General features: G+C 59.6%; 19 protein-coding genes. 8 read left to right on the top strand and 11 right to left on the bottom strand.

Annotated features, from left to right (window positions below):
* Positions 1 to 72: 72 nt before the first annotated feature.
* Positions 73 to 1308: an MFS transporter gene (locus PQR42_RS17085; protein ID WP_408389842.1), complete on the top strand. Its 1236-nt coding sequence runs from the start codon at positions 73 to 75 to the stop codon at positions 1306 to 1308.
* A 150-nt stretch (positions 1309 to 1458) separates the two neighbouring features.
* Positions 1459 to 1842, top strand: coding sequence for a BON domain-containing protein (locus PQR42_RS17080; RefSeq protein ID WP_408389840.1), 384 nt, complete (start codon positions 1459 to 1461; stop codon positions 1840 to 1842).
* 369 nt (positions 1843 to 2211) lie between these two features.
* Here the strand turns inward: PQR42_RS17080 and PQR42_RS17075 are convergent, their stop codons facing one another.
* From PQR42_RS17075 to PQR42_RS17030, 10 genes are all read right to left on the bottom strand, one after another.
* Positions 2212 to 3030: a hypothetical protein gene (locus tag PQR42_RS17075; RefSeq protein WP_408389838.1), complete on the bottom strand. Its 819-nt coding sequence runs from the start codon at positions 3028 to 3030 to the stop codon at positions 2212 to 2214.
* A gap of 36 nt (positions 3031 to 3066) precedes the next feature.
* Complete coding sequence (locus PQR42_RS17070) at positions 3067 to 3885, bottom strand: hypothetical protein (protein WP_408389903.1); 819 nt, start codon at positions 3883 to 3885, stop codon at positions 3067 to 3069.
* A 335-nt stretch (positions 3886 to 4220) separates the two neighbouring features.
* The gene (locus tag PQR42_RS17065; RefSeq protein ID WP_408389836.1) at positions 4221 to 5495 is read right to left on the bottom strand and encodes a cytochrome-c peroxidase; all 1275 of its coding nucleotides are present in this window, start codon (positions 5493 to 5495) and stop codon (positions 4221 to 4223) included.
* Positions 5496 to 5503: 8 nt separating this feature from the next.
* The gene (locus PQR42_RS17060) at positions 5504 to 6730 is read right to left on the bottom strand and encodes an alkaline phosphatase family protein (protein WP_408389834.1); all 1227 of its coding nucleotides are present in this window, start codon (positions 6728 to 6730) and stop codon (positions 5504 to 5506) included.
* A 781-nt stretch (positions 6731 to 7511) separates the two neighbouring features.
* Positions 7512 to 7883: a BON domain-containing protein gene (locus tag PQR42_RS17055; RefSeq protein WP_408389832.1), complete on the bottom strand. Its 372-nt coding sequence runs from the start codon at positions 7881 to 7883 to the stop codon at positions 7512 to 7514.
* 75 nt (positions 7884 to 7958) lie between these two features.
* On the bottom strand, positions 7959 to 9017 hold the full coding sequence (locus PQR42_RS17050) for a porin (RefSeq protein WP_408493680.1): 1059 nt from the start codon (positions 9015 to 9017) through the stop codon (positions 7959 to 7961).
* 102 nt (positions 9018 to 9119) lie between these two features.
* The gene (locus PQR42_RS17045) at positions 9120 to 10424 is read right to left on the bottom strand and encodes an MFS transporter (protein WP_408389828.1); all 1305 of its coding nucleotides are present in this window, start codon (positions 10422 to 10424) and stop codon (positions 9120 to 9122) included.
* Positions 10425 to 10479: 55 nt separating this feature from the next.
* Complete coding sequence (locus tag PQR42_RS17040) at positions 10480 to 11577, bottom strand: CaiB/BaiF CoA transferase family protein (protein ID WP_408389826.1); 1098 nt, start codon at positions 11575 to 11577, stop codon at positions 10480 to 10482.
* Positions 11578 to 11644: 67 nt separating this feature from the next.
* Positions 11645 to 12826: an acyl-CoA dehydrogenase family protein gene (locus PQR42_RS17035; protein ID WP_408389824.1), complete on the bottom strand. Its 1182-nt coding sequence runs from the start codon at positions 12824 to 12826 to the stop codon at positions 11645 to 11647.
* Between the two features lie 11 nt (positions 12827 to 12837).
* Positions 12838 to 14391 (bottom strand): AMP-binding protein, encoded by a 1554-nt coding sequence (locus tag PQR42_RS17030; RefSeq protein ID WP_408389822.1) that lies wholly within the window; start codon positions 14389 to 14391, stop codon positions 12838 to 12840.
* A gap of 98 nt (positions 14392 to 14489) precedes the next feature.
* On the opposite strand from PQR42_RS17030, the gene PQR42_RS17025 reads away from it, so the two are divergent.
* The gene (locus PQR42_RS17025; RefSeq protein WP_408389820.1) at positions 14490 to 15380 is read left to right on the top strand and encodes a LysR family transcriptional regulator; all 891 of its coding nucleotides are present in this window, start codon (positions 14490 to 14492) and stop codon (positions 15378 to 15380) included.
* Positions 15381 to 16090: 710 nt separating this feature from the next.
* Here PQR42_RS17025 and PQR42_RS17020 read toward each other — a convergent pair.
* The gene (locus PQR42_RS17020) at positions 16091 to 17077 is read right to left on the bottom strand and encodes a LysR substrate-binding domain-containing protein (RefSeq protein ID WP_408389818.1); all 987 of its coding nucleotides are present in this window, start codon (positions 17075 to 17077) and stop codon (positions 16091 to 16093) included.
* A 131-nt stretch (positions 17078 to 17208) separates the two neighbouring features.
* On the opposite strand from PQR42_RS17020, the gene PQR42_RS17015 reads away from it, so the two are divergent.
* From PQR42_RS17015 to PQR42_RS16995, 5 genes are all read left to right on the top strand, one after another.
* The gene (locus PQR42_RS17015; protein WP_408389816.1) at positions 17209 to 18402 is read left to right on the top strand and encodes a M20 aminoacylase family protein; all 1194 of its coding nucleotides are present in this window, start codon (positions 17209 to 17211) and stop codon (positions 18400 to 18402) included.
* A 27-nt stretch (positions 18403 to 18429) separates the two neighbouring features.
* Positions 18430 to 19218: an ABC transporter substrate-binding protein gene (locus tag PQR42_RS17010; RefSeq protein WP_408389814.1), complete on the top strand. Its 789-nt coding sequence runs from the start codon at positions 18430 to 18432 to the stop codon at positions 19216 to 19218.
* 32 nt (positions 19219 to 19250) lie between these two features.
* Entirely contained in the window at positions 19251 to 19940 is a 690-nt protein-coding gene (locus PQR42_RS17005; protein WP_408389812.1) for an ABC transporter permease, read from the top strand.
* The gene (locus PQR42_RS17000; protein WP_408389810.1) at positions 19937 to 20650 is read left to right on the top strand and encodes an ABC transporter permease; all 714 of its coding nucleotides are present in this window, start codon (positions 19937 to 19939) and stop codon (positions 20648 to 20650) included. Before PQR42_RS17005 ends, PQR42_RS17000 begins: the two co-directional genes overlap by 4 nt.
* Positions 20651 to 20733: 83 nt before the next feature.
* Entirely contained in the window at positions 20734 to 21921 is a 1188-nt protein-coding gene (locus PQR42_RS16995) for a porin (protein WP_408389808.1), read from the top strand.
* Positions 21922 to 22513 lie beyond the last annotated feature (592 nt).

Raw genomic sequence — 22513 nt, 5'->3', positions numbered from 1 at the left:
CATATGAAGACTCCCTGTTCTACCGATGCACTACCGTACGTAGCGCTACCCGTAGGCGCGGCCGGTGCAGCCATGCAACGGCGGGTCATCGTGGCAACGGCGCTAGGCAATGCCCTCGAAATATTCGATTTCACGGTATACAGTTTTTTTGCCGCCCTCATTGGCAAACTTTTTTTCCCGGTTGACGGCCGGTATGGCTCGCTTCTCCTGTCATTCGCAACCTTTGGGGTCGGGTTTGTGATACGGCCGATTGGCGGAATCGTGCTCGGTGCCTACGCCGATCGTCGGGGCCGCAAGGCTGCGATGACGCCAACCATACTATTGATGGCGCTTGGCACCGCTATCATTGGCCTGACGCCGACCTACGCGCAGATCGGACTTGCCGCGCCGTTTCTGATTCTGGGCGCCCGCCTGCTTCAGGGCTTCTCGGCGGGCGGTGAGGTCGGGGTCTCAACTACGTTCCTGATGGAGTCAGCCGCTCCAGGTACGCGTGGTTATCTGGTCAGCTGGCAGATGGCAAGTCAGGGCGCCTCAGCACTTGCGGGGGCATTGTGTGGTTTCGTGCTAACCCATACTCTATCCGCAGACTCGCTCGAAAGCTGGGGATGGCGTGTGCCGTTTCTGCTTGGACTGATTATCGGCCCAGTCGGCCTGTATATTCGCCGTAACCTTAGCGAGACGCACCACGCCCCGTCCACCACTCATAGTCTCGTTTCAGAGAAAGTGCGATACGACGTGCGCCGTCTCGTCCTCGGTACGCTGCTGATGCTCGGCGGTACGTCTTCGATGTACATTGTGGTTCTCTACCTGCCGTCGTATCTGATGACTGTTGTGCATCTGTCCGCAGCAACGGCATTCCTGCCCAGCGGGGTTGCCGGCCTGATCCTGATGACGGCATCACCGCTATGCGGCAAGCTCACCGACAGGCTTGAACGACGCAAGCCGATTCTCTATGTCGCGGGCGTGGCGGGGTTGCTGGTACTGTATCCAGCCTTCGCACTTATGCTTCGGGCACCAACGATGATCACGATCCTGCCGGGCGTGGCGATCATCATCGTCCTTAAGGTACTTTCCAGCCCGGGCGGTTTTCTTCTCTTGATGGAGGGCTTTCCGCGCGAAATCCGCGGCCGCTCTCTGGGCATCATCTATAGCCTGGGCGTAACGCTGTTCGGCGGGTTTGCTCCATTCACCGTGACGTGGTTGATAAGCGTGACAAAGAACCCTTATGCGCCGGTCTGGTATATGGGCGCATGTGGACTGGTTAGTCTGATCGCCCTCGCGATGTTCGAGGAACGTGTCACTGATTGACCGCACTGCCGCAGGATAGTAGTGCGGGTCAATCCCATCGGGCAAAAGAGGCAATGGCCAACGTGCCTCAAAGGTTCATGCCAATGCCGACCACGCTTATTCGCACGAACCGGGTATGTTTACTTCAAATTCAGCAAGCGGAGAAAATGGATGAAACTCGTTCAATTAGTCAAACTGACAGGTGGTGCGCTCGTCGTACTCGTTTGCCTCAGTGCAAACGCGCAGTCGACAAGCGCAAGTGGTCCGGCAGCAGTTGCATCGAGCACTGCGCGAAGCGCAAAAGAGGTCCGGGCGGCGAACCGGCAACTTGCCAAAGATGTTCGCCATGCGTTGAGGAAGGCAAAAAGTCAGGGACTTAGTTTTAGCAACGTCAAGGTCCGTGCTAGTAGCGGTGCCGTTTTGCTTAGCGGCAGCGTGCCCGATGCGCCGCAGATTGACCTCGCGATCGCCGTCGCAAAGAGCGTGGCCGGTGTGGAGTCGGTGAGTAGCAGACTCGTGGTCCGTAAGGAAATCAGCGGATACGGCGGCCAGTAGTTTCGCGGAGCCGTCCAGGGCGCGCAATCTCCGGACGTGATGCGTTTCCGGGGCGACACCGATCTGGGCCTCGTGCATCTGCAGCAAATATCGGAGACTCGACCGGCTGGTGAGGCGAACTCGACAAGGACCCGGCATGGCACCCGCGCACGCAAAGAATGATCGCATTGTGCTCAAAGTGACGTCCTGCGAAAAAATCCTCCATGTGCTCGAGCTTGCTCGCCTTCAGCTCTCAACTCGGTCAGTCTGACACTTTAATCGAGTCACCTTCGCTATTTGCACCAGCGCCGCGGACCGTTCCCACTGATTCCATCCTCGAACAGCTACACAGACTTTGTGCGTGAATCAGCAGATTCGGAACACTAGCCGTTAGCCGTTTGGGTATTCCTGTGCAATCAAATTCGCACGCAAAGTCGCGAACTGATTGGTCATATCGCTAAGCAGGTAGATATCTCGACGACGGTTCGTGGGCTGCGAAGCCTGGGAATCGTAGTCAACGGGCAGCGTGATCTCCTGCGCGGCGTACGCATTCATGCCGAGTGCACTGGAGGCTTGAATAGCGCTCTTCGCCTGATCCCGATGGGTGACGATAGCCACTTTACCCAAGGCTGCAGCAGTGCCTTTAAGCGCGATAATGGCAGCCGCCACATTGGAAACGACGGGATAACTGACCGTACCATTGCTTGCAACCACTGGAGGAAGAACCGATTGAAGGTTCGAACTGTTCATCTGATATTTGGATGTCAGTACGCTCGCTACTTCCCATTGCGCGAATACCATCACAGGCTTCAGTTGGTAGAGCTTGTACACCGCGTCCGCGATTTCTTCATTGATAGGGCCGGGCGCAGGCAGCGTGGACTGGGCTGTCCCGCTACCGGAGGTACTGTCATTTGCCGCGTTGGGACGGTCGCCAAAACTATACGCGACGATGGTGCTAACCTGGGCTGCCGGAATTAATGGCAGGTCCCAAGTAAGAAAGATATCCAGCAGGCGAGGAACCTCGACACTGGCGGTCGTCGGGTCGTTCAGTTCCACGTCGAGTTTGCCGGTCATCTGACGAGCGAGTTCGGCGTTGGAAACAGAGGGATCAGAGGCAATGGCGTTCCGGCTGACGCTCAGAGCTGCGGCCACGGCGGGCAGCGTTGCGGCTGCTGATGTGGACAGGAGAAACTTGCGGCGTGTGGACATGATTTGATTGGACACTTTGAGGAGGGTCGATGCGAATTAGCCGTGAGGATAAGCCTGAGCGGTGAGCGTTGCGGCTTTTGTGGCGATCTGGGCGAGCATGTCGTGAACGAGGTAAAGCTCACGGTTACGCGTCCATGGTTGTCCTGACTGTAGGTCGTAGTTGACAGGCAGTGTGACCTCCTGGACCGCGAATGCATTCATGCCGACGGCCACAGAGGTCTCTATGCAGCGTTTCGCATGGTCACGATGCCCAACGACGGCCACCGTTCCCATCGCTGCAGCAGTGCCCTCAATGGCGACCATCGCGGATGCTGCGCCCGCTGTGCTCAGGTAGCTAATCGTGCCATCGCTCGCGATGATCGGCTCAATTGAGTGCAGGTTGGTATTGTTCATCTGGTATTTGGACACGAGAAAACGCGCAATTTCCCATTGTGCAAATACCTTGACCGGCTTCAACTGGTATATCTGGTGTACCGCATCTGCGAGTTCTTCATTGATAGGTCCAGGATCCGGAAGTGCGGCCTGGTTTGCGCCAGTGCTTGAAGTATTCCCGCTTGCCGCGTTAGGACGATTGCCAAAGCTGTAGGCGACAATGGAATTGATCTCTGCCACAGGAACTTGAGGAAGGTCCCAGGTGAAGCCAACGTCCATCAGGTAGGGTTGAATAACGTTGGCAGTCGACGCATCGTTCAGCTCTGAAGTCAATTTTCCGATCATCTGGGTGTTGAGTTCTGCATCAGAGATTGGCGTTGCTGGTGAAATACCGCCTCCACCACACGCGCTCAGCGTCGCCGTCAGGAGCGATGATGTTGCCGCTCCCGAGGCGGAGATAAGAAAGTTCCGACGAGTTGTCATAAGTTTTACTTTCTGTTTAGTTGAGTTTTCAATATGCGCCACATTACGCGCCAACAGTGACGCCGCAACGACGTCGACGGACATTTAAATGGCATTAAAGCCGCGTAGCGCGGAGACTTTATCGCACCGGCATTTGCGAATATTCAAATTATTAATTTAATATATAGGATTACATAATATAAAACAAAACAAATGGTTGAGCGGACGCATCGGCATTCTCAATCGGCTCTAAACTGACGTGTTCCGCGCCCCCTTCCGACGTCCGCGTGATGGATAGCCTAAGGCGGTGAGAGGTTGTTGGCGCACCCCAGGATCCCATGAAACCGCAGCATTCCTCACGGGGCTTTTCTCCCGGTCGACACGTAATCGTCGTTCAGCGTCGCGAGGAAAGCAGCGACGTCGTCGATATCCTGTTCGGACCACACGGGGCGCTCGCCCGTTTTGCGCGTGAGCGGCTCATCGGTTGTGTCGACGTTCACGCGTAGCGCGACCGGCAGGTCGTTGAATTTATCGACCTTGCCGTGCGCGTCTTTCGGATACCACTTCGCAGGATTCGTATCGCGTTGAACGTAAAAACGCAGCGCGTCCTTCAGCGTGTGGAAGCGGCCGTTGTGGAAGAACACGTGCCGCGTCGCCGTGTTACGCAGCGACACCGACCTGAAGAGTCCGCAGTTGCTCCTGTCGCTCGACTGATCCGTGCGTAACGGACCACATAAACCCATATCGAAGTACTTCGGGTCCGCGTTCGCACGCAACTCCGGATTACGCGGCACGCCGAGCGCCTGAAAGTTGAAGTCGGTGAAAAGCGGATGAGAACCGTCGACGCCCGATTGATCGATATGGCAGGAGGCGCAATTGCCCCCCGTCGGATTGTCGAACAGTTTTTTGCCTCTCAACTCCTGATCAGTTAGTTGCAATTTGCCGTCGAGGTAGTAGTCGAACTTGCTGGTGTACGGATGAAAGCTCGGGTCTTCGAGTTCGAAGCGCTCGATGGCATACATCGCCTGCGCGAACGCCTTGGTGGGGTCGGCGAAAATGTTCTGACCGAACACTTCCTTGAAGCGCGCGGCATACGGCGCATGCTCCAGTTTCGCCAACACCGCCGCCGGGTCCTTGTTGGCCATCTCGTCCGCATTGAACAGCGGGAAACTCGCCTGATCGTGCAGACGGTTGAAGCGCCCGTCCCAACCGAAGCCGCCCACCGGCGCGTTGTCCGTCTCGCTCAGGCGCTCGGACAGGCTGGCCGCCTGCGCATGACTCCACATGGGCGTGCGGTTCAGCACGTAGCGCAGGCTCGGCACGGCGCGCGCGCCTTGCGAGCGCATGTCGGGCCCACCCAGTTGCGCGGCCAGCCCGTTGGGCGGCCCATACGCGTGCGACGGGCTATGACAGCTCGCGCAGGACATCTTCCCCGACGCCGACAGCGACGCATCGAAGAACATCAGCTTGCCGAGCGCCGCGGCGTCGCTGTAGACGGACTTCGCGTCAGTCGGCACCGGCGCAGATGCTGCCGTTGCCACCAACGGCAGCAATCCGGCACCGGCCAGAGCAGCCAGCGCCGCCAATCGCGCGGCAGTGCGCACGGTGAATCGCGTTGCAAAAGACAGCATCGAGTCGCTTACAGGTTCGTGAAGATATCGTTGCCGAACCCGACCAGACCGGCCTGCCCCGCGTAGCCCAGATGATCCAGTTGAAAGATGTCTTCAATGCTCTTGAGCATCGAGTAGTGGTTGTACTGCACCGTCGACACCGTGCCCGGTTTGATGAACTTCGAGATCATCACCGCGCCGGTCTGATCGCCGCCGAAGCTCTGCTTGGTCAGGTTGATCGTCAAGCCCTTATACGTCAGCGACGACGTCTGCGGGAACGCCGGCAGATTCGGACCCGGCTGCTGGCTGCAGCAGGTCGCGCCGGAGAAGATCAGATCCTCGCTGGATGCCGACTGCGTCACCGTCGCATAACTGCTTTCATCGAAGTTGATGATCAACAGACCGTCCTTCTGGAACGCCGGCGAGGCGGTGATAAGCGGCACCCACTTCTGGAGGAACGTGTTCGCGCTCGTCAGTCCGCCCGGCTGACCGTTCACGCACGGCGCATCGTGACCGTCGTCGCACAGGTTCGGCGTAATCAGGTTGAAGTTGGCGGTGGTCGAGATCGATTGCAGATCGGTCGTCAACCTGTTCAGGTTCACGACGTTCTGGCCGCAGTCCGGCGAATCGACGATCGAGTGGAAGTACATGAACGGGTTGTGACGCGTCGCGTACTGATCACCCAGCGGCACGGCCGCGCTCGGTGCTTCGGCCGACTGGGTCAGGTCGGTCGTGTTGAGCGTCGGGTGGCCGCAGGTGGCGGCTTCGCGCGTCGGGTCGTTGCCCATGTCGCCTTCATAGCCCTTCCAGGTGTAGCCAGCGGCCTTCAGCTGGTCCGGCAGCGTCTTGATGCTGGCCGGATACACGCAACCCGAGCCGATCGCCTGACCGTCTGACGTCGTACCGGTGAGCTTGTAGTCCTGGTAGGTGATGCAGTCGTTGTCCGTTTCCGGCGTCGGCGCCTGCCCGCTGATCATCGAGATGTAGTTGTCGAGGCTCACGTGCCCCGTGCCGTAGTACTGCTGCACCATCGCGCCTTGCGATGCCAGCGTCTGCGACAGATACGGCGCCTTGCTGTTCGCGCCGAAGGTGGTCGCGTAGTTTTCGTTTTCGAGCGTGATGACAAAGACGTGCCGGATCTGCTGCTGCCCGCTCACATTGAGCGACGACGACGAGCCGCACGCGGTGACGATTATCCCGACCAAAACGGTAAGAATCGCGCCAAGAATTGCGCGCACCAAAGTTGAATTTCGCATCTTTTTTCCCCGTTATGGCACTGGCCTTCGGGCACAACGCATAGCAGATTGTGATTATCGAAAGCGCAGGACAACGCTCCCGTGAAGGCAAGTCTTGCGCGTTTGGTTGTTGTTGCGCGACATGTCGCGGACACCATTAGTTCCATCTACGGAACATCGTTCCTTATATGGTTATATTATCTTTGATCCGTGACACGGGAATGACGCTGCTCCCGAAAAGAGGCGAAGCGAAATCCGATCGCCTTTTAGAAGGCCCAAGCCGAGTCGTGCATTTGCAAGCAAGGTTCAACTCGCCGTCGCGATGAATAACCGCTACTTTGTCGGCGCAAAAACGCTCGGCACGGCGCCGAAAACAAAGAACACGCGCTCCGTGTCTCCTTTTTCAGGGCTGGCGTTAGTCTGTAAGATGCACGTTGCCCCCACAATGCCGCATTCGTTATAAAGCCATAGCCGACAGGAATGCCCATGGAGACGCGCAATCTTGATTGCGTGCTTGCGGTGGAGGAACACGGCGAGGTTGGTAAGGCCACCCTGGCGGCAGGCCTATTGCTGTGATGCAAGGTCAGCTTCGAAGGTCGGCTCGAGCATCAGCATCGCTGCTATCATGCGCGTCGAAAAACACAGCGCTTCCTCTAACGGCGGATTGTCGAAGCCGCCGAAAGTGTGCTGAAGTCCATACATGTTCCCTTTTGTGAACCGCGTTGCAGGTTCATCGTTGCCGTTGTCTCCTTCGCGACAGCAACGATGCTCACGCAGCGCGACACGCGGTTTCTCAAAGCCACTAAAGCGACGGCCCGGCCACGCGGACGAAATTCTCCACCGTCTTGACGCCATCGACTTGCCTTGCGGCATCAGTAGCCAACGAGACTTGCTCGTTATCAGTTACCGAACCGTTTAGCGTGACATGCCCGTCGCGAACCTTGACGAGAATGCGGGCCGGGTTCAGTCCGCGGGTTCTTCCGAGCGCGGTCGCAACGCGATGGGCAAGCTTTCTGTTCGCAGCTTTCGACGCCTTCGTGGTGGCTACGGTAGAGGCGCTGGAGAACGACGTCCCTTCTGCCGGGGCAGGCGTGGACTGCGCCACTGCATGGCTGGCGAATGCGAGAAGCGCCGCGGCAAACACGGTATGCAGGCTTAGGTGCGGATTGATCATGCCGTTCCTTCGGTCAATGTGAACAAATAGGGAATACGAGCGGAATACAACCGCTCATCACGTCGCCGTGAATGCCTAAAAACGGGTCATCAGGCCGACTGAAACGCCGGTCAATCCATGGCCGCCAGGGTTAAGACCAAGGGCGGTGATGTTGGCAGGGTCGTAGCGATAGGCGCCCGAGAAGCCATTGCGATCCACCTCCGCATACAGCTCGGTCTGCTTGGAAAGGAAATATTCGGCGATCGCAAAAGTCGTGATCTTGTGGCCGCTGGCAGACTGAACGTTGCCGAGATCGCTGGCGATGTCGTCGATGAAAGCCGCCGTGACCTGGAATGACGGCGTGACCACCCAAACCACGCCGCCGCCTGGAATCTTGTCCCGACGCCGGGGCGCGCTCGAAGCCGTGCCAGTGACCGTGAGGTCGGCATAGTTCAGGTAAAGGCGCGCCTGCCCGATCTGCAGCGTACCGCCTGTCTGGAACGTTTGCGCCCACTGCGTCGCGGCGGCGTTGTAGGTCTTCTGATAGGACACGCCGCCAAGTGCCGGTCCCCATTGATACATCGCGGCACCGGAAAAGTTCGTACCGGCGTGCGAATTGCCAGCCACGCCGCCAGGCGAATAGCTGGCGCCGAAGCGGAATCCGCCGACCTGCCCCAGGTACTTGATGGTGTTATTGAAGCGCGAATCGAGTGTGAAATAACTCGCGCTGTACACCACACCGGGTTCGATTGCGATGGACTGACCTCGGCCGCCGGCAGGATCGATGAGAATGCCAAAGTCTTCGTTGGCGTTCAGTTGCCTGCCGAATGTCAAACGCCCAAAATCGCCGGTCAACCCAACAAATGCTGCCTGTGAGAACAGCGTACCTGAGGTCTTCAGCGCGCCGGTGCCACTATTGAATGCGCCCTCGAGTTTGAAGATTGCCTTAAGACCGTCGCCCAGGTCCTCTTTGCCGGTGATGCCGAACTGGTTGCCGGCAATGATATTGTTATTGAAGCCGACTACGCTACCGCCCTTGGCGCCGTTCGTCCATCGGAAGCCTCCACCAATGTCGCCATACAGCGTGACGCTCGATTGCGCGCACGCCGCACCGGAAAGCACGCCCATCAACGCCGCATACAAGACCTTCTTCATATGTCTCCTTGATTATTTTATACATTCTTATGGATAACTAACAAAACAAAGAACCGCCGCACATGCCAGGGCACGCGATGAAAAACAGTCTTTCTGGTGCAGTCAGCCCCGTTCAACCAGATTGATTTCCCCCGGCGCTCGTGTAGTACCGAATGCGAGGCGGCGTTGCGAGCGCTGCGGGTCGAGGCAGAAAGCGCAAAGCAGGCCGCACCCAAGCAGCACCACGCCGCTCGCGACGCTCGCCTCTTCGAACCCAACCGCAGTCGATCGGCCCGCGCCCTCGATCAGCAAGCCGGTCACGATCGGCGCGGCGAGTCCGGCGAGTGACGAAAAGCCGTTGCTTAGCGCGAGAATGCCGCCCCGCTGTGAATCGGGCGTCACTTCGCCGAGCATGGCCGGTCCAATCGAGTACGTCACGAGCGTCATGCCGCTGCCGAGCGTCAGCAAGACAAACCTGAGCATCGGCGGGAGGCCCGGCCACGCCAGTGAGGCAAGCAGTGCTCCCGCCACGATGAGCGTCACCGTCAGGAAGCCGCCGCGCCCAACCCGCGACGGTACGCCACGCGTCAGCAGGCGCTGGGACAGCCAGGCCAGGCACAGACTCAGCGGCGCGGTGATCGCGACGAACAACGCGAACATCCTGCCCGCCACCTGCGGCGAGTAGCCCATCCCAAGCTGTAGCCAGGTCGGCGTCCAGGTGAGCGTCATCGCGAGAATCCAGTTGGCAGCGAAATGCCCTGCGAAAACGCCCAGGACCGTTCGGTCCGTCAGCAGCAGCGCGTACGGAACACGCGCGGTGCGGTCCGATCGCACCGGACTCGACAGTTTCCCTTCGGCGCCGAACACAAGCCACGCGACGCACCAGAGGCCGCCAAGTGCGGACAGCACCAGAAAATTGGCTCGCCAACCCCAATGGGCGGTAATAGCCGGAATGCTCAGGCCAGCCACCAGCAGGCCGAGCGCGCTCCCCTGGTGAAGTACCGCGACGGGCAGGTTGCGCTTTGCGTCGGGAAACCACTTGTAGAGCGCATGCACGGCAACCGGCGATGCGGGTCCTTCGCCCGCGCCGAGCAGGACGCGGCACGCGATTACGCTCCAGATCGAGCCGGCAACGAGCATCGGCAGTTGCAGCGCGGTCCAGGTGCCGGCCATCAGCAGCAACAGCCATTTTGTCGACGCACGATTTGCCGCGAGCCCGCCGAGCACTGCCGAGATCGAGAACAACCAGTTGAGGCTGCCACCGATCAGCCCGAACTGCGTGGGCGACAGATGAAGCTCGCGCATCATCGGGACGGATACGAGGCCGAGCACGACCTTGTCCAGAAAGTTCACGAGCATCATCAAGGCCAGCATGATCGCGATGGACCACGCTCGCCAGGGCCGATACTCGCTTTGTTCGGTTGCCATTCGGTTTGTCTCCATGATGGTCGGAACGTCTTTGCGTCCCTGGTATTCCGTCGCCTCAGCCGTCGTGCTGACCGAGCAGCGGGATGGTGTCGCCTGCGTCGGGCAGACCTGCGGAGAACTTCACGGGAAAGCGCACCGCCATGGATCCGTCGTGAGCGAGTTCGCGGACCATACCGCGTGCGCGCACGTGCGGGTCGAGAAACAGCTCGTGTGCGTCAAGCAGCGGTGAAACCGGCAGATCGAAAGCCCTCAGCGTTTCGAGCCACTCGACAAGCGTGCGCGCCGAGAACATGTCCGCGAGCAGCGCGTTGACCTCGCGCTTGAACTGCTGTCTGCCAAGACGCGACGCGAACCGATCATCCATCAGCGCGGGGTAGTCGGCTCCGAGTGCTTCGCGCAGGGTCAGCCAGAACTTGTTTTCCAGAATGCCCAGTGCGAGATGCCGCCCATCCTGGGTTTTAAAAATGTCGTTCTCGGGCATGACCGTCGGCGATGCCAGAGGCTCCTTCGCATAGTCACGCGACGTCCACGCGGCGGGTGCCGTCCACGCCATCACGCAGTCATGAATCGACACGTCGAGATGCTGACCACGGCCGGTTTGACGTGCACTGAGAACCGCCACGGCCATCGCGAGCGCGGCATGACTTGCCGCGGCGTAGTCCGCGAGGCGAACCCGTGGACGTGCGACACGGTCGTTGACCTGAACCGGTATCGACCAGAAGCCGCCGAGCGCCAGATAGTTGAGATCGTGACCGGGCAGCGCCGAATACGGTCCGGTCTGCCCGAACCCCGATATCGAGCACATGACGATGCGCGTGTTCACCTCGGCGAGCGTGGCGTAGTCGAGTCCGAGCCGCTGCATGACGCCAGGCCGGAAGCCTTCGACGACCGCATCCGCGCCCCGGATCAGATCGAGAAACGTCGCCTTGCCCGCGGCACTCTTCAGATCAAGCGCGACCGAGCGCTTGCCGCGGTTGAGCTGCGCGAAAACCGCACTTCCAAGTTGCCGCGCCGGATCGCCCGTGCCCGGCGGTTCGACCTTGACGACGTCCGCGCCCAATTGCATCAGCATTGAAGTGGCGTGCGGCCCGGGCAACAACTGACTCAGATCGACAATCTTGACGCCGTTCAGGCATGACCAGTCCGGTTTCATCTGCATCGTTTCCTTGCAATAGGTGCGGCGTAGGTGCGGCGTGTATCACGCGTACTGTGCCGGCCGGTCATGCCGCTGTGCCGGCAGGGTCGAGAATCACGCGGGCGATCGTATTGCGCTGAATCTCGCTCGTGCCGGTGAAGACCCGAAACATGCGCAGTTTGCGGAACGTCTGCTCGATCGGATGGTGGCGCGTGACCCCGACGTTGCCGTGAATCTGCACGGCCTTGTCCGCGATTTCGAAGCAGCGTTCCGACACGAACAGCTTGCAGGCTGCCGCCTTCATGCGCAGATCGGCGCCGGCATCGGCGAGCACAGCCGTTTGCGCGATCATGCTTTCGCATGCCCATAACGCCGCGGCCATATCGGCGAGCATGTGCTGGATCGCCTGAAATCGTGCGATCGGGCCGCCGAACTGCCGGCGCGTGCGGGCGTAATCGAGCGACGCTTCATAGGCTGTCGTAGCGAGGCCGAGCATCGTCGGACAATGCAACAGCCGGTTGACGTTGATGCGCGACATGCCGAGCTTGAACCCGTTGCCCTCGCCGCCGAATACGTTCGCACGCGGCACGCGCACGTCGGCAAAGCGGATGTCCGCATCGATGTGCTGTCCCGACATCGGCACGTATTGCTGCTCCACCGTCACGCCAGGCAGATCGAGATCAATGAGCACCGCGGTGATGGCAGGCGGCGTGGTCGTTGCGTCGGTCACGCACATGACGATTGCGAAGTCGGCGAACGGTGCGCCACTGATGTAATGCTTGACGCCATTGATCACCAGCTCGTCACCGTCCACGACCGCCGTGGTGGAAATGCTCTGCGCATCCGAACCGGAGTGCGGTTCGGTCAACGCGAAGCAGGTCGACTTCTCGCCGCGAATCACCGGGTCGAAATATCGCGCGAGTTGATCCGCGCTCGCGTACTTAAGCATGTTGCCGACCCGCGGCGGACCACCCAGGTCGCCGAGCACATGCGGCGCGAGCGCGGAACCCGATGCGGCAAGGTCCGCCTTGAGCGCGCACTGCTCGAGAATCGAGAGCCCCTTGCCGCCCATCTGGACGGGCAGGCATGCCGCGTAGAAACCGAGTGCGGCGGAGCGGCGCCATACGCGGCGCAGCGTCTCGCGCGGCCAGACGTCCTCGCTGCCGAGACCGAGCTCCTGCTCCATCGGCTGCAGTTCTTCCGTGACGAAGCGGCGAATGCCCTCGCGGGTTTCGACGAACGCCGGACTATTCAGGTAATCGAACATAGCCTTCCTCTTCAATTGACTCGACGCGAGACGCCCTGCCAGTACTGCTCGCGAACCAGCTTGCGGGCGATCTTTCCGCTCGCGTTCTTGGGCAGATCGGCAACGAAGTTCACGGTACGGGGGAGCTTGTAGTCAGCGAGCCGCGCGCGGCAATGGGCGATGATCTCGTCCGCGACCGTGTTGCGTCCGCTCTTCAGCACGACGACGGCCTTCACGCTTTCTCCCCACTTCTCATCGGGAACGCCAATCACGCACGCTTCCATGATGTCCGGATGCTGATAGAGCGAGGCCTCGACTTCGGTCGGATAGACGTTGAAGCCGCCAGAAATGATCATGTCTTTCTGACGATCGACGAGGTAGATGTAGCCTTCTTCGTCGACGCGTGCGAGATCGCCGGTCCGCAGCCAGCCGTCGACGAGCACTTCGCGCGTGAGTTCCGGCGCCCCCCAGTAGCCTTGAAACACGTCTGCGCCGCGAATGACGATTTCGCCCATCGCGTCCCCGGTGACTTCGCGGCCGCGTTCGTCAACGACGAGCACTTCTGTCTCGCCCGTGGGCCGGCCACACGATGCAAGCCGCTCCGGGCGATGTGCAATCGCGTCGGCATGATCGGCGATGGAAAGACGTGTGACGCCCGAGGTCGACTCGCTCGCGCCGTAACCTTGCGACAGCACCGGACCGATCCGCGTCCACGCTTCCTGAATACGCGCCGGCGTCATTGGCGCCGCACCGTAGCCGAGCATCTTCAGGCTCGTCAGATCGGCCGTGTCCAGCGCGGGATCGTTGAGCAGCATATTGATCATCGCGGGCACCATGAACACGTGTGTGATCCGCAGCCGCTCGATTTCCCGCAGAAAGTGCGCGGGCTCGAAGGTGTCGAACAGGACGAGCGTGGCGCCCGAATACAGGTAAGGCTGCATCAGCATGCCGGACGCGTGGGTGACCGGACCGATCAGCGCGAGCCGGTCGCCTGGTTTCGCAGGGCAATCCATGCCCAGCAGAATCTTGCGCAGCGACGCGAGGCGGTTGCCGTAGGTCTGCATGGCTGCCTTGATCTTGCCGGTCGAGCCGGAGGAAAAGTGCAGCACGGCAAGATCGTCGGACGACAACGCGACCTCGGGTAAATGCGGGCTGGCACGCGAGATCAGTGTTTCGTAACTGGTGTACCCGTTTGCGGGAACGCCGAGCGAAATGAACGACTCCACCGAACCGAACCCGGGCGACGCACGATCGTAAGCCGTGAATCCCTCGCCTGCGATCATGACGCGCGGCGCGCAATTCTCGACGACGTCAGCCGCTTCGTGCGCCGTGAAGCGCGGATTCAGCGCCGCCTTGACGAGCCCTGCCTTGTACAGCGCGCATTCGATTTCCACCAGCTCCGTGCAGTTGCGGGCCTGAACCGCAACCCGGTCGCTTTTCGCGAGCCCCAGACCGAGCAGTGCATTCGCCAGCAAGGTCGAGCGCTCGTCGAGCTGGCGGTACGTCAACTCGCGGTTACGATGAATAACCGCAGCATCGTCGCCCCAATAACGCGCGGCGCGGCGCAGAAAGTAAGCAAAGCCCAATCGGTGTCTCCTTTATCAATGCTGGCGCTAGTCTGTAAGATGCATGTCATCACCACAATGCGGCGTTGGCTATAAAGCCATAGCCAACAGGAATGATCATGGAGACGCGGGATCTGGATTACCTGCTTGCGGTAGAAGAGCACGGCGGCATCGGCAAGGCCGCGGAGGCGCTGGGCATGAGCCAGCCGGCGCTCACGAAAGCCATTCAGCGTGTCGAGGCGCAGACCGGCCTCGCGTTGTTCCAGCGCACGGCGAATGGTGTCGCGCCTACTCAGGCGGGTTCGCTATTCCTCGCGCGTGCGCGCCGGATCGCACTGGAATACGAGGACGCGCTGAAGGAAATGCACGCGATCCGCAGCGGCGAACAGGGCGTGCTGAGTCTTGGCTATTCTCCGACGGTGCCGGCGGCGCTCGTTCTGGGCGCATGTCGCCAGTTGCTGAAGGAACGACCGGCTGCACGCCTGCGACTGAGGCGCCGGCTTGCGCGCGACCTTGTCGATTTACTCATTGCGGGTGAGCTCGACCTGATCGTCGCGCCAGAGCCGAAACCGGATGCAAACGAACTGTCGTTCGTCGAACTCTTTCGCGATAGCCTGTCCGTGCTCGCCGATGAGTCGCATCCGCTGCACCGCAAGCGCAATCTGCGTCTGGCCGACCTGGCGGATCAGGAATGGCTGCTACCGGGGCCGACCATCCCCCTTCGTCAGCAGGTGGACGCGGCCTTCGCCAGGCTTGGTCTCGACGCGCCAAAGCTGCGCGTAGAAACCGACTTCGGCAGCACCTCGCTGTTGCATCTGCTGCGCGGCACGGCGATGCTCTGCGTCGCGGGCACGGAATCGTTCGATGCGCTAGAAGGATTGCGCGCGCTCAACCTCGACACAAGCGAACTCGACTTGCGCCGGCACATTGGTGTCGTGTTTCGAAAGGAGACTTATCATTCTCCGCTCGCGCAGCGCGCGATGGCATTGCTACAGGAATGGACCGATTGAACAATGTCTGGTCTGCAGAGGATTTTTAGCTAAGCAGAAGCGACTCGCTTACCGTGTACGTGGTCATGTCCCTATACGGTTCCCGCTTTGCTACGAAATTATCTGACCTACCCCTCTCGGCTGGCAGCGGCCGTGAGCATTGCTTCATCGCGGTAACGACGGTGGCTATGAAGTGCGGCACTCAAAGCTGAAGCTCGAGAAAGTGTTGTGGTCCAACTCGGGGCGGAGCATACGGGCGCAGCGATCGGCGGGTCGGTCGTGCTGGGCACAAAAATCGACTCGATACAGCCATGGCCGCGAGCATGCAACGGAGCCAGCGGGACATGGGGGGCGGCGCGTAGCGGCCCCGGAAGTCGAGCTCGCGCGCAATCCGGGCTTTGCAAGGTGCCGCCTTGCCACGAAGGCGCCGGCATTCGGCAAGCCGGGGTTCGCGCAGGCGGTTGCTCAGCAACCCGTAGCAGTGGCGCAGTTAAAGTCCGCACTGGAGCGCATGCACCACTACGCGGCGAATGAACGCGTGCTCCTTCCGATAGACCGCGCGCGCCTTTTCGGCGGGACTTCCGCCCAACGGAAAGCGCAGCCATTTCACGGCGCACATCAAGCCGGACATTCGTCCGCAAGGTCTGACAGTCGGCTTCCTGGAAAGGAAGGTCGGCCGAATCTACCTTGCGACAAGCGTCGCGGACACGTGTGCGACGCCGGCTTGACGGTCAAACGAGCAGAATCAAGGTGTCAAATAACGCGACGTCTTCTTTCTTCGCCGATCGTGCATGCTTGCGGATCACTTGCACGAGACACTCGATAAAGCAACGGGCCGCGCCGCCGAGCGTGCTGTTTCGACGCGTGACAATGCTCAGTTGTCGCGAATCGAACTTCTCTTTCAGCGCTGGCGCCACCATCTGGCCTTGAAACAGGGGAGTCGTCTGGAGAACGGTTGGACACCACGTGCACATATCGGCACGCTCAACCAGCATCTGCAGTGTCCCTAGCGAATGAGCCCGCACAACACGGTTCGCGTCGATCTGCGCACCGTGCCGTGTGAACAGATAGTCGATTAGCGCGTCCTGGCCGTCTGGCGCGAAATTCAGTGCCCAGTCCTGATCCAGTAAATCGTGGATCGACCGGCAGTTCCGACGCGGATGTCCTCGACGAACCATCACGGCCGTCTCGTAGTTCAAAATCGGTTCGCAGGAAAACTCCTGGCTGGCAGTAGACGGATGCAACTGCCCGATCACGAAGTCCATGTCACCGGCACGCAACAGCGGCTGCGCGACAGCCATCAGACTCTCGAAAATTTCCAGCTGAATATCAGGCATTCGCTTGCGAAACAGCAATACCGTCTCGGCCAGAAACGTCAACGTGATCCACGGCGTCACGCCAACACTCAGCCTTCCCTCCACCCGACCGCGCAATCGTGCCAGGTCGTTCTGCGCGTGTTCCAACTGGTTTAGGACCAGTCGCGCGTGCGTCAACAATGCCTTGCCATATTCGGTAAAGCTGATTCCTTCAGGTGCGCGTATCAGCAGCGGCAATTGCTCAGTGGCTTCGAGCTCGCGCAGCGAGCGCGTGACAGCGGCCTGAGAAATCCCCAACGACCGCGCCGCCGCCCTGATGCTGCCCGCTTCCGCACTCGCGACTAACGCCTGCAATTGATGAATCTTCACGAAACTACCCCGACAACAAATGGTTGTCAGCATAACAAAACTGCGGCTTCACTCCCGAAATTTAGCTGAATAGCATTCCGATCAGTGCAGACAGTTGCGGCGCCCGAAGCCCAAACGGCCGGGCGCGACGCCCGGATCTGTCCGCTCTTCAAAGGACTTCATCGATGATTCAAGACTTCGTTTTGCCCGGTATCACCGCCATTCAAGAGGAAATGATCGGCTTGCGTCGCCGCATTCACGCGTATCCCGAACTCGGCCTTCAGGAACTCGCCACCAGCGAACTGGTCGCCGAATGCCTGCACAAATGGGGCTATCAGGTTACGCGCGCCGTGGGTAAAACCGGTGTGGTGGGCACGTTAAAGAATGGACATGGGCCGTCCCTCGGATTGCGCGCCGATATGGACGCGCTTCCCATTCACGAGACGACGGGCTTGCCCTATGCCAGCCGGAACGACGGCGTCATGCACGCATGCGGCCATGATGGGCATACAGCCACTTTGTTGGCTGCAGCAAAGTATCTGGCCGAAACACGCGCTTTCTCCGGCACGCTGAACCTGATTTTTCAACCCGCGGAAGAAGGCCTTGGCGGCGCGCAAAAGATGATGGATGACGGCCTCTTCGAACGCTTTCCATGCGACGGCGTATTCGCGCTCCACAACGTCCCCGGCTATCCGGCGGGCCATCTGGGCTTCTTTAGCGGCGCATTCATGGCGTCTGCCGATACCGTCACCGTGCGCGTGGTGGGTCGTGGTGGACACGGTGCCGTGCCGGACAAGGCGGTCGATCCGATCGTCGTGTGCGCGTCGATCGTAACGGCGCTGCAAAGTATCGTGTCACGTAACGTAAGCCCGCGCGATCTGGCCATCATCAGCGTCGGTTCGATTCATGCGGGCGTCGCGTCGAATGTGATTCCGTCGTCGGCGCAGATGCTGCTGACCGTGCGGGCGCTTGCGCCGGACGTGCGCGATCTGCTCGAACGCCGAATTCACGAACTCGTGCACGGGCAGGCGGCAAGTTTTGGAGCGCATGCGGAGATCGACTACTTCCGTTGTCATCCGGTGCTGATCAATCACGCTACGGAAACGGATTTCGCGCGCCAGGTGGCCGCGGACTGGCTCGGCACCCAATCCATCATCCACGACCTCGAACCCTTCACGGCCAGCGAGGACTTCGCATGCATGCTCGAAAAATGTCCAGGCAGCTACCTCGTGATCGGCAATGGCGACGGTGAGCGCAGTTGCGCGCTGCATCACTCCGGCTACGACTTCAACGACGACTGCCTGGCTGTGGGCGCCACCTATTGGGTCAAGCTGACCGAGCGCTTTCTGGCACAACCTGTTCGCATGAAACACAACTAGTTCAACAATGACGGTGAGGAGAAACACATGAAGAGAATACTCGCAGCGATCTCGTTTGCTTTGATAGCCGTGTCCGGCGGCACTCGTGCCGCCGACTGGTCCGGCAAGGAGATCCGGCTGGCGGTGGATCCAACGTACCCGCCGCTGGAGTTCAAGACACCCGACGGCAAGCTGACCGGCTTTGGCGTGGATATGGCCAATGCGCTCTGTGCCGAACTTCACGCGCGCTGCGTATGGGTCGAAACCAGCTTTGACGGAATGATCCCCGGACTGCTGGCGAGAAAGTTCGATGCCATTTCGTCGTCGATGACCATCACGCCCAAGCGCATGCAGCAGATCGCGTTCACAAACAAGATCTCCAACGCGCCAGCCCGTCTGGTCGTTCAGCGCGACTCCGATCTGCTGCCGACCGCCGCCTCGCTAAAGGGCAAACGAGTCGGCGTCGAACAGGGGTCGAGTCAGGAGGATTACGCCCGAGCGCAGTGGCAACCGGCTGGCGTGCAGATCGTCTCTTACCAGAACCAGGATCAGGTTTATACGGACCTGATCTCGGGACGGCTCGATGCGGCATTTCAGGCATCGATCGAAGCGAGTGACGGCTTTCTGAAGAAGCCCGAGGGCAAGGACTACAAGTTTGCCGGCCCGGCGTTGGACGATCCGAAGTATTTCGGTCTTGGCGACGGTCTTGGCCTTCGCAAGGAGGACGTCGCGTTGCGCGACGCGTTCAATCAGGCACTGGCTGCCGTGCTGGCAAACGGGACCTATGCACGGATCAACCGGAAGTATTTCGACTTCGATATCTATGGTGCGAAATAAGCCGGCCTGAGCCATCCACGACAGGAGACAAAATGATACTCGAAGGCTTCGGGCCGGCTCTCGTCGCCGGCACCTGCGAAACGATCAAGCTTGCGCTGCTGTCGCTACTTGTTTCGTTCGTCCTCGGACTCTGCGGCGCAGCGGCCAGACTGTCCAGTCGACGTTACATTGTCCGGCTCGGCGTCGCATACACGACCTTGATCAGGGCGGTACCGGATCTCGTACTGATGCTGCTGCTCTTCTATAGCATCCAGATCGCGCTAAACCACATCACCGACGCGTTTGGTTTCAAGCAGATGGATATCGATCCATTCACCGCAGGTGTCGTCACGATTGGCTTCATCTACGGTGCGTACTTCACCGAGACATTCCGCGGCGCATTCATGGGCGTGCCGAGGGGACAGCTGGAAGCGGGCATGGCATTCGGCATGTCCAGCTGGCAGGTGTTCACCCGCATCATGTTTCCACAGATGATGCGACTGGCGTTGCCGGGCATCGGCAACAACTGGCAGGTTATCGTCAAGGCGACTGCACTGGTGTCGATCATCGGATTGTCGGATGTGGTCAAGGCCTCGCAGGATGCCGGCAAGTCGACGCAGAACTTTTTTCTGTTCACGATCGCGGCCGGTGCGATCTATCTGGCAATCACAACGCTATCCAATGTGGTGTTGTGGCGGCTTGAAGTACGGTATTCCGCGGGTGTGAGGCGCGTGGCGACATGATCGATATCGTTCGCCAATACTGGCAAAACTACCTGTACACCGACGGCTTTCAGTTCACTGGGCTCGCGGTCACGTTGTGGCTTCTCGTGGCGTCGCTCGGCCTCGGATTCATGTTGGCGTTGCCGCTCTCCGTGGCCCGTGCATCGCGCCACCGATTCCTGTCGATACCGGTCTGGCTGTTCACCTACGTGTTTCGGGGAACGCCGCTCTACGTCCAGTTGCTGATCTGCTATACGGGACTGTACAGCTTGCATGTCGTGCATTCGCATGCGTTGCTCGACGCATTCTTTCGCCATGCGATGAACTGCACATTGCTGGCATTCGCGTTGAACGAGTGCGCTTACGCCACCGAAATCTTTGCGGGATCGATCAGGGCGACCGCCTACGGAGAAATCGAAGCCGCGCTCGCGGTCGGTATGTCCACATTGACCGTCTACCGGCGGATCATTCTGCCTTCGGCGCTGCGGCGTGCGTTACCCATGTACGGCAACGAAGCGATTCTGATGCTGCATTCCACCACGCTCGCGTTCACCGCCACGATTCCAGACATTCTGAAAGTGACCCGTGATGTCAATTCGGCAACGTATGCGTCATTTGAGGCCTTTGGGATTGCCGCGCTGCTGTACGCAATGATCGCTTTCGCCCTGGTCTGGATGTTTCGGCAACTTGAGCGACGCCTTCTGGCGTATCTGAAACCACGAGGTGGATGACGGTGCACTGCCACTCCAGAAAATCGTCGAGTTGATCAATGGCAATCGAGTATTAAAAAACTTTAAACATTCAGGATAGCGAAATGAATAATAAATTTGTTTTTATCGCAATAGCGTCAACATTTGCAACGTCGGCATTGGCGCAGAGCAGCGTAGCCCTGTACGGTGTGATTGACGAGGGGCTCGACTTCACAAATAACGTTGGCGGAAGCCACGTTTACGAAATGGCGAGCGGCTATGCACAAGGTAGTCGCTGGGGACTGAAAGGCGCCGAAGATCTGGGCGGCGGCCTCAAGACGATCTTTCAGATCGAAAGCGGCTTCAACGTCAACACCGGCAAGCTCGCGCAAGGCGGCCTCGGGTTTGGGCGCCAGGCATATGTCGGTATCGAGAACGATCGGTACGGGACGGTGACGCTCGGCCGCCAATATGACTCGGTGGTCGACTATCTTGCGCTGACCACAGCCAATGGCAACTGGGGCGGCTATCTGCTATCGCATCCGTTCGACAACGACAACACGGATAACACGTTCCGCGTCAACAACACGATCAAATATGCGAGCCCGGATATTGCCGGTTTCCAGTTCGGTGGCGCGTATAGCTTCAGCAACAGCACCGGTTTCGCCAACAACCGGCAGTTGAGCGTTGGCGCACAGTACACGTACGGCGGCCTATTGATCGCTGCGGCCTATCTGAACGCGGACAATCCAGGATCGACCTCCGGCGGCGCGATTGCCGGTTCAGGTTCGGCCGTCGCAGCAGACGCAAACTTTCAATCGGAGCGCTTGCGCATCTTTGGCGCGGGGATCAACTACACAATGGGCCCGGCGACGCTTGGTTTCGTCTATACCAACACGAACATCAGCAATCCAGTCGCGAATGTCGCTTACCTCAGCGCGCAGGAAAGCATCGAACCGACTAGGGGCGCACTGGCAGGCGGTACGTTGACCAGCTTGAAGTATCAGAATTTCGAACTGAACGGAAAATATCAGTTCACGCCGGCGTTCTTTGTAGGTGCGCAATACGTCTATACGCTGGAGAACTACCATGCAACGACAGGCAGCGTACGGCCGAAGATTCACACCGTCGGCCTGATGGCGGATTACAACCTGTCAAAGCGCACCGATGTCTACGTCCAGGGCGCGTTTCAAAAGATCGCTGGCGACGCAACCGGATCGGCGCTGGATCAGGCATATGTGCCCGGTGCACAGGACCTGTCGTCGTCCTCGAGTCAGATTGTCGTTCGCGCGGCGATCCGGCACACGTTCTAACCTCACTTCGGTATTTTTGCGATCAGGCAAAGTCAACATGCCTCGTCGGCGCACAGCGTGCCGTGAGGCAGCTATTTTGCGGCTTAAGCCATTCGACCAAGCTGTTGTTTTTAGAGCGGAGAAATGGGAGCCGATAGAATCGGCAAGTAACTCAGGCACAAGATAAGCGGTCTCGGTAGCGTGTAAGCAGGCCCTTTCAAGTTGACATCGCCGAATCAAGCTTGCGAGGCGCCAAGTACGGTCTCGTGCAATGTTTGAATCGACAGTGAGACACCATGCTGCATTGCGCCAACTTTAACAATGGCGCGAAGCGTTGCCCCGCCTTTTATTGTTGTATCCAGTACCGCCTCATCGGACATGCCAGTGGCGCGTCCTAGCGACACTCAAGAAAACAGCCACAAGGATTCGGCGACGGTTTTGCGGCGATGTCACAGCGACGCAGACCGACCGGCCCGTGCAGCAGTTTTCCCGGTATCCTAAGCGAATTGGCTGGTGCTCCGCCGGCCTACATTTGGACGGCTGGTAGCCCTCGCACCGCCAGAATGAGACCGCGTTTTCGCTATAACCGATTGCCGCGTGCGTAGCTCGCGCA

Origin of the sequence: Paraburkholderia sediminicola, assembly GCF_046027355.1 — a bacterium.
Taxonomy (GTDB): Bacteria; Pseudomonadota; Gammaproteobacteria; order Burkholderiales; family Burkholderiaceae; genus Paraburkholderia; species Paraburkholderia sediminicola_B.
The sequence above is the reverse complement of the archived record's forward strand: the minus strand, read 5'-3'. Positions and strand labels throughout refer to the sequence as shown.

Bases quoted from the DNA above. Each gene is read 5' to 3' on its own strand.
- PQR42_RS17085 (WP_408389842.1), top strand. From the start codon at position 73: ATGCAACGGCGGGTCATCGTGGCAACGGCGCTAGGCAATGCCCTCGAA.
- PQR42_RS17080 (WP_408389840.1), top strand. From the start codon at position 1,459: ATGAAACTCGTTCAATTAGTCAAACTGACAGGTGGTGCGCTCGTCGTA.
- PQR42_RS17075 (WP_408389838.1), bottom strand. From the start codon at position 3,030: ATGTCCACACGCCGCAAGTTTCTCCTGTCCACATCAGCAGCCGCAACG.
- PQR42_RS17070 (WP_408389903.1), bottom strand. From the start codon at position 3,885: ATGACAACTCGTCGGAACTTTCTTATCTCCGCCTCGGGAGCGGCAACA.
- PQR42_RS17065 (WP_408389836.1), bottom strand. From the start codon at position 5,495: ATGCTGTCTTTTGCAACGCGATTCACCGTGCGCACTGCCGCGCGATTG.
- PQR42_RS17060 (WP_408389834.1), bottom strand. From the start codon at position 6,730: ATGCGAAATTCAACTTTGGTGCGCGCAATTCTTGGCGCGATTCTTACC.
- PQR42_RS17055 (WP_408389832.1), bottom strand. From the start codon at position 7,883: ATGATCAATCCGCACCTAAGCCTGCATACCGTGTTTGCCGCGGCGCTT.
- PQR42_RS17050 (WP_408493680.1), bottom strand. From the start codon at position 9,017: ATGAAGAAGGTCTTGTATGCGGCGTTGATGGGCGTGCTTTCCGGTGCG.
- PQR42_RS17045 (WP_408389828.1), bottom strand. From the start codon at position 10,424: ATGGCAACCGAACAAAGCGAGTATCGGCCCTGGCGAGCGTGGTCCATC.
- PQR42_RS17040 (WP_408389826.1), bottom strand. From the start codon at position 11,577: ATGAAACCGGACTGGTCATGCCTGAACGGCGTCAAGATTGTCGATCTG.
- PQR42_RS17035 (WP_408389824.1), bottom strand. From the start codon at position 12,826: ATGTTCGATTACCTGAATAGTCCGGCGTTCGTCGAAACCCGCGAGGGC.
- PQR42_RS17025 (WP_408389820.1), top strand. From the start codon at position 14,490: ATGGAGACGCGGGATCTGGATTACCTGCTTGCGGTAGAAGAGCACGGC.
- PQR42_RS17020 (WP_408389818.1), bottom strand. From the start codon at position 17,077: ATGCTGACAACCATTTGTTGTCGGGGTAGTTTCGTGAAGATTCATCAA.
- PQR42_RS17015 (WP_408389816.1), top strand. From the start codon at position 17,209: ATGATTCAAGACTTCGTTTTGCCCGGTATCACCGCCATTCAAGAGGAA.
- PQR42_RS17010 (WP_408389814.1), top strand. From the start codon at position 18,430: ATGAAGAGAATACTCGCAGCGATCTCGTTTGCTTTGATAGCCGTGTCC.
- PQR42_RS17005 (WP_408389812.1), top strand. From the start codon at position 19,251: ATGATACTCGAAGGCTTCGGGCCGGCTCTCGTCGCCGGCACCTGCGAA.
- PQR42_RS17000 (WP_408389810.1), top strand. From the start codon at position 19,937: ATGATCGATATCGTTCGCCAATACTGGCAAAACTACCTGTACACCGAC.
- PQR42_RS16995 (WP_408389808.1), top strand. From the start codon at position 20,734: ATGAATAATAAATTTGTTTTTATCGCAATAGCGTCAACATTTGCAACG.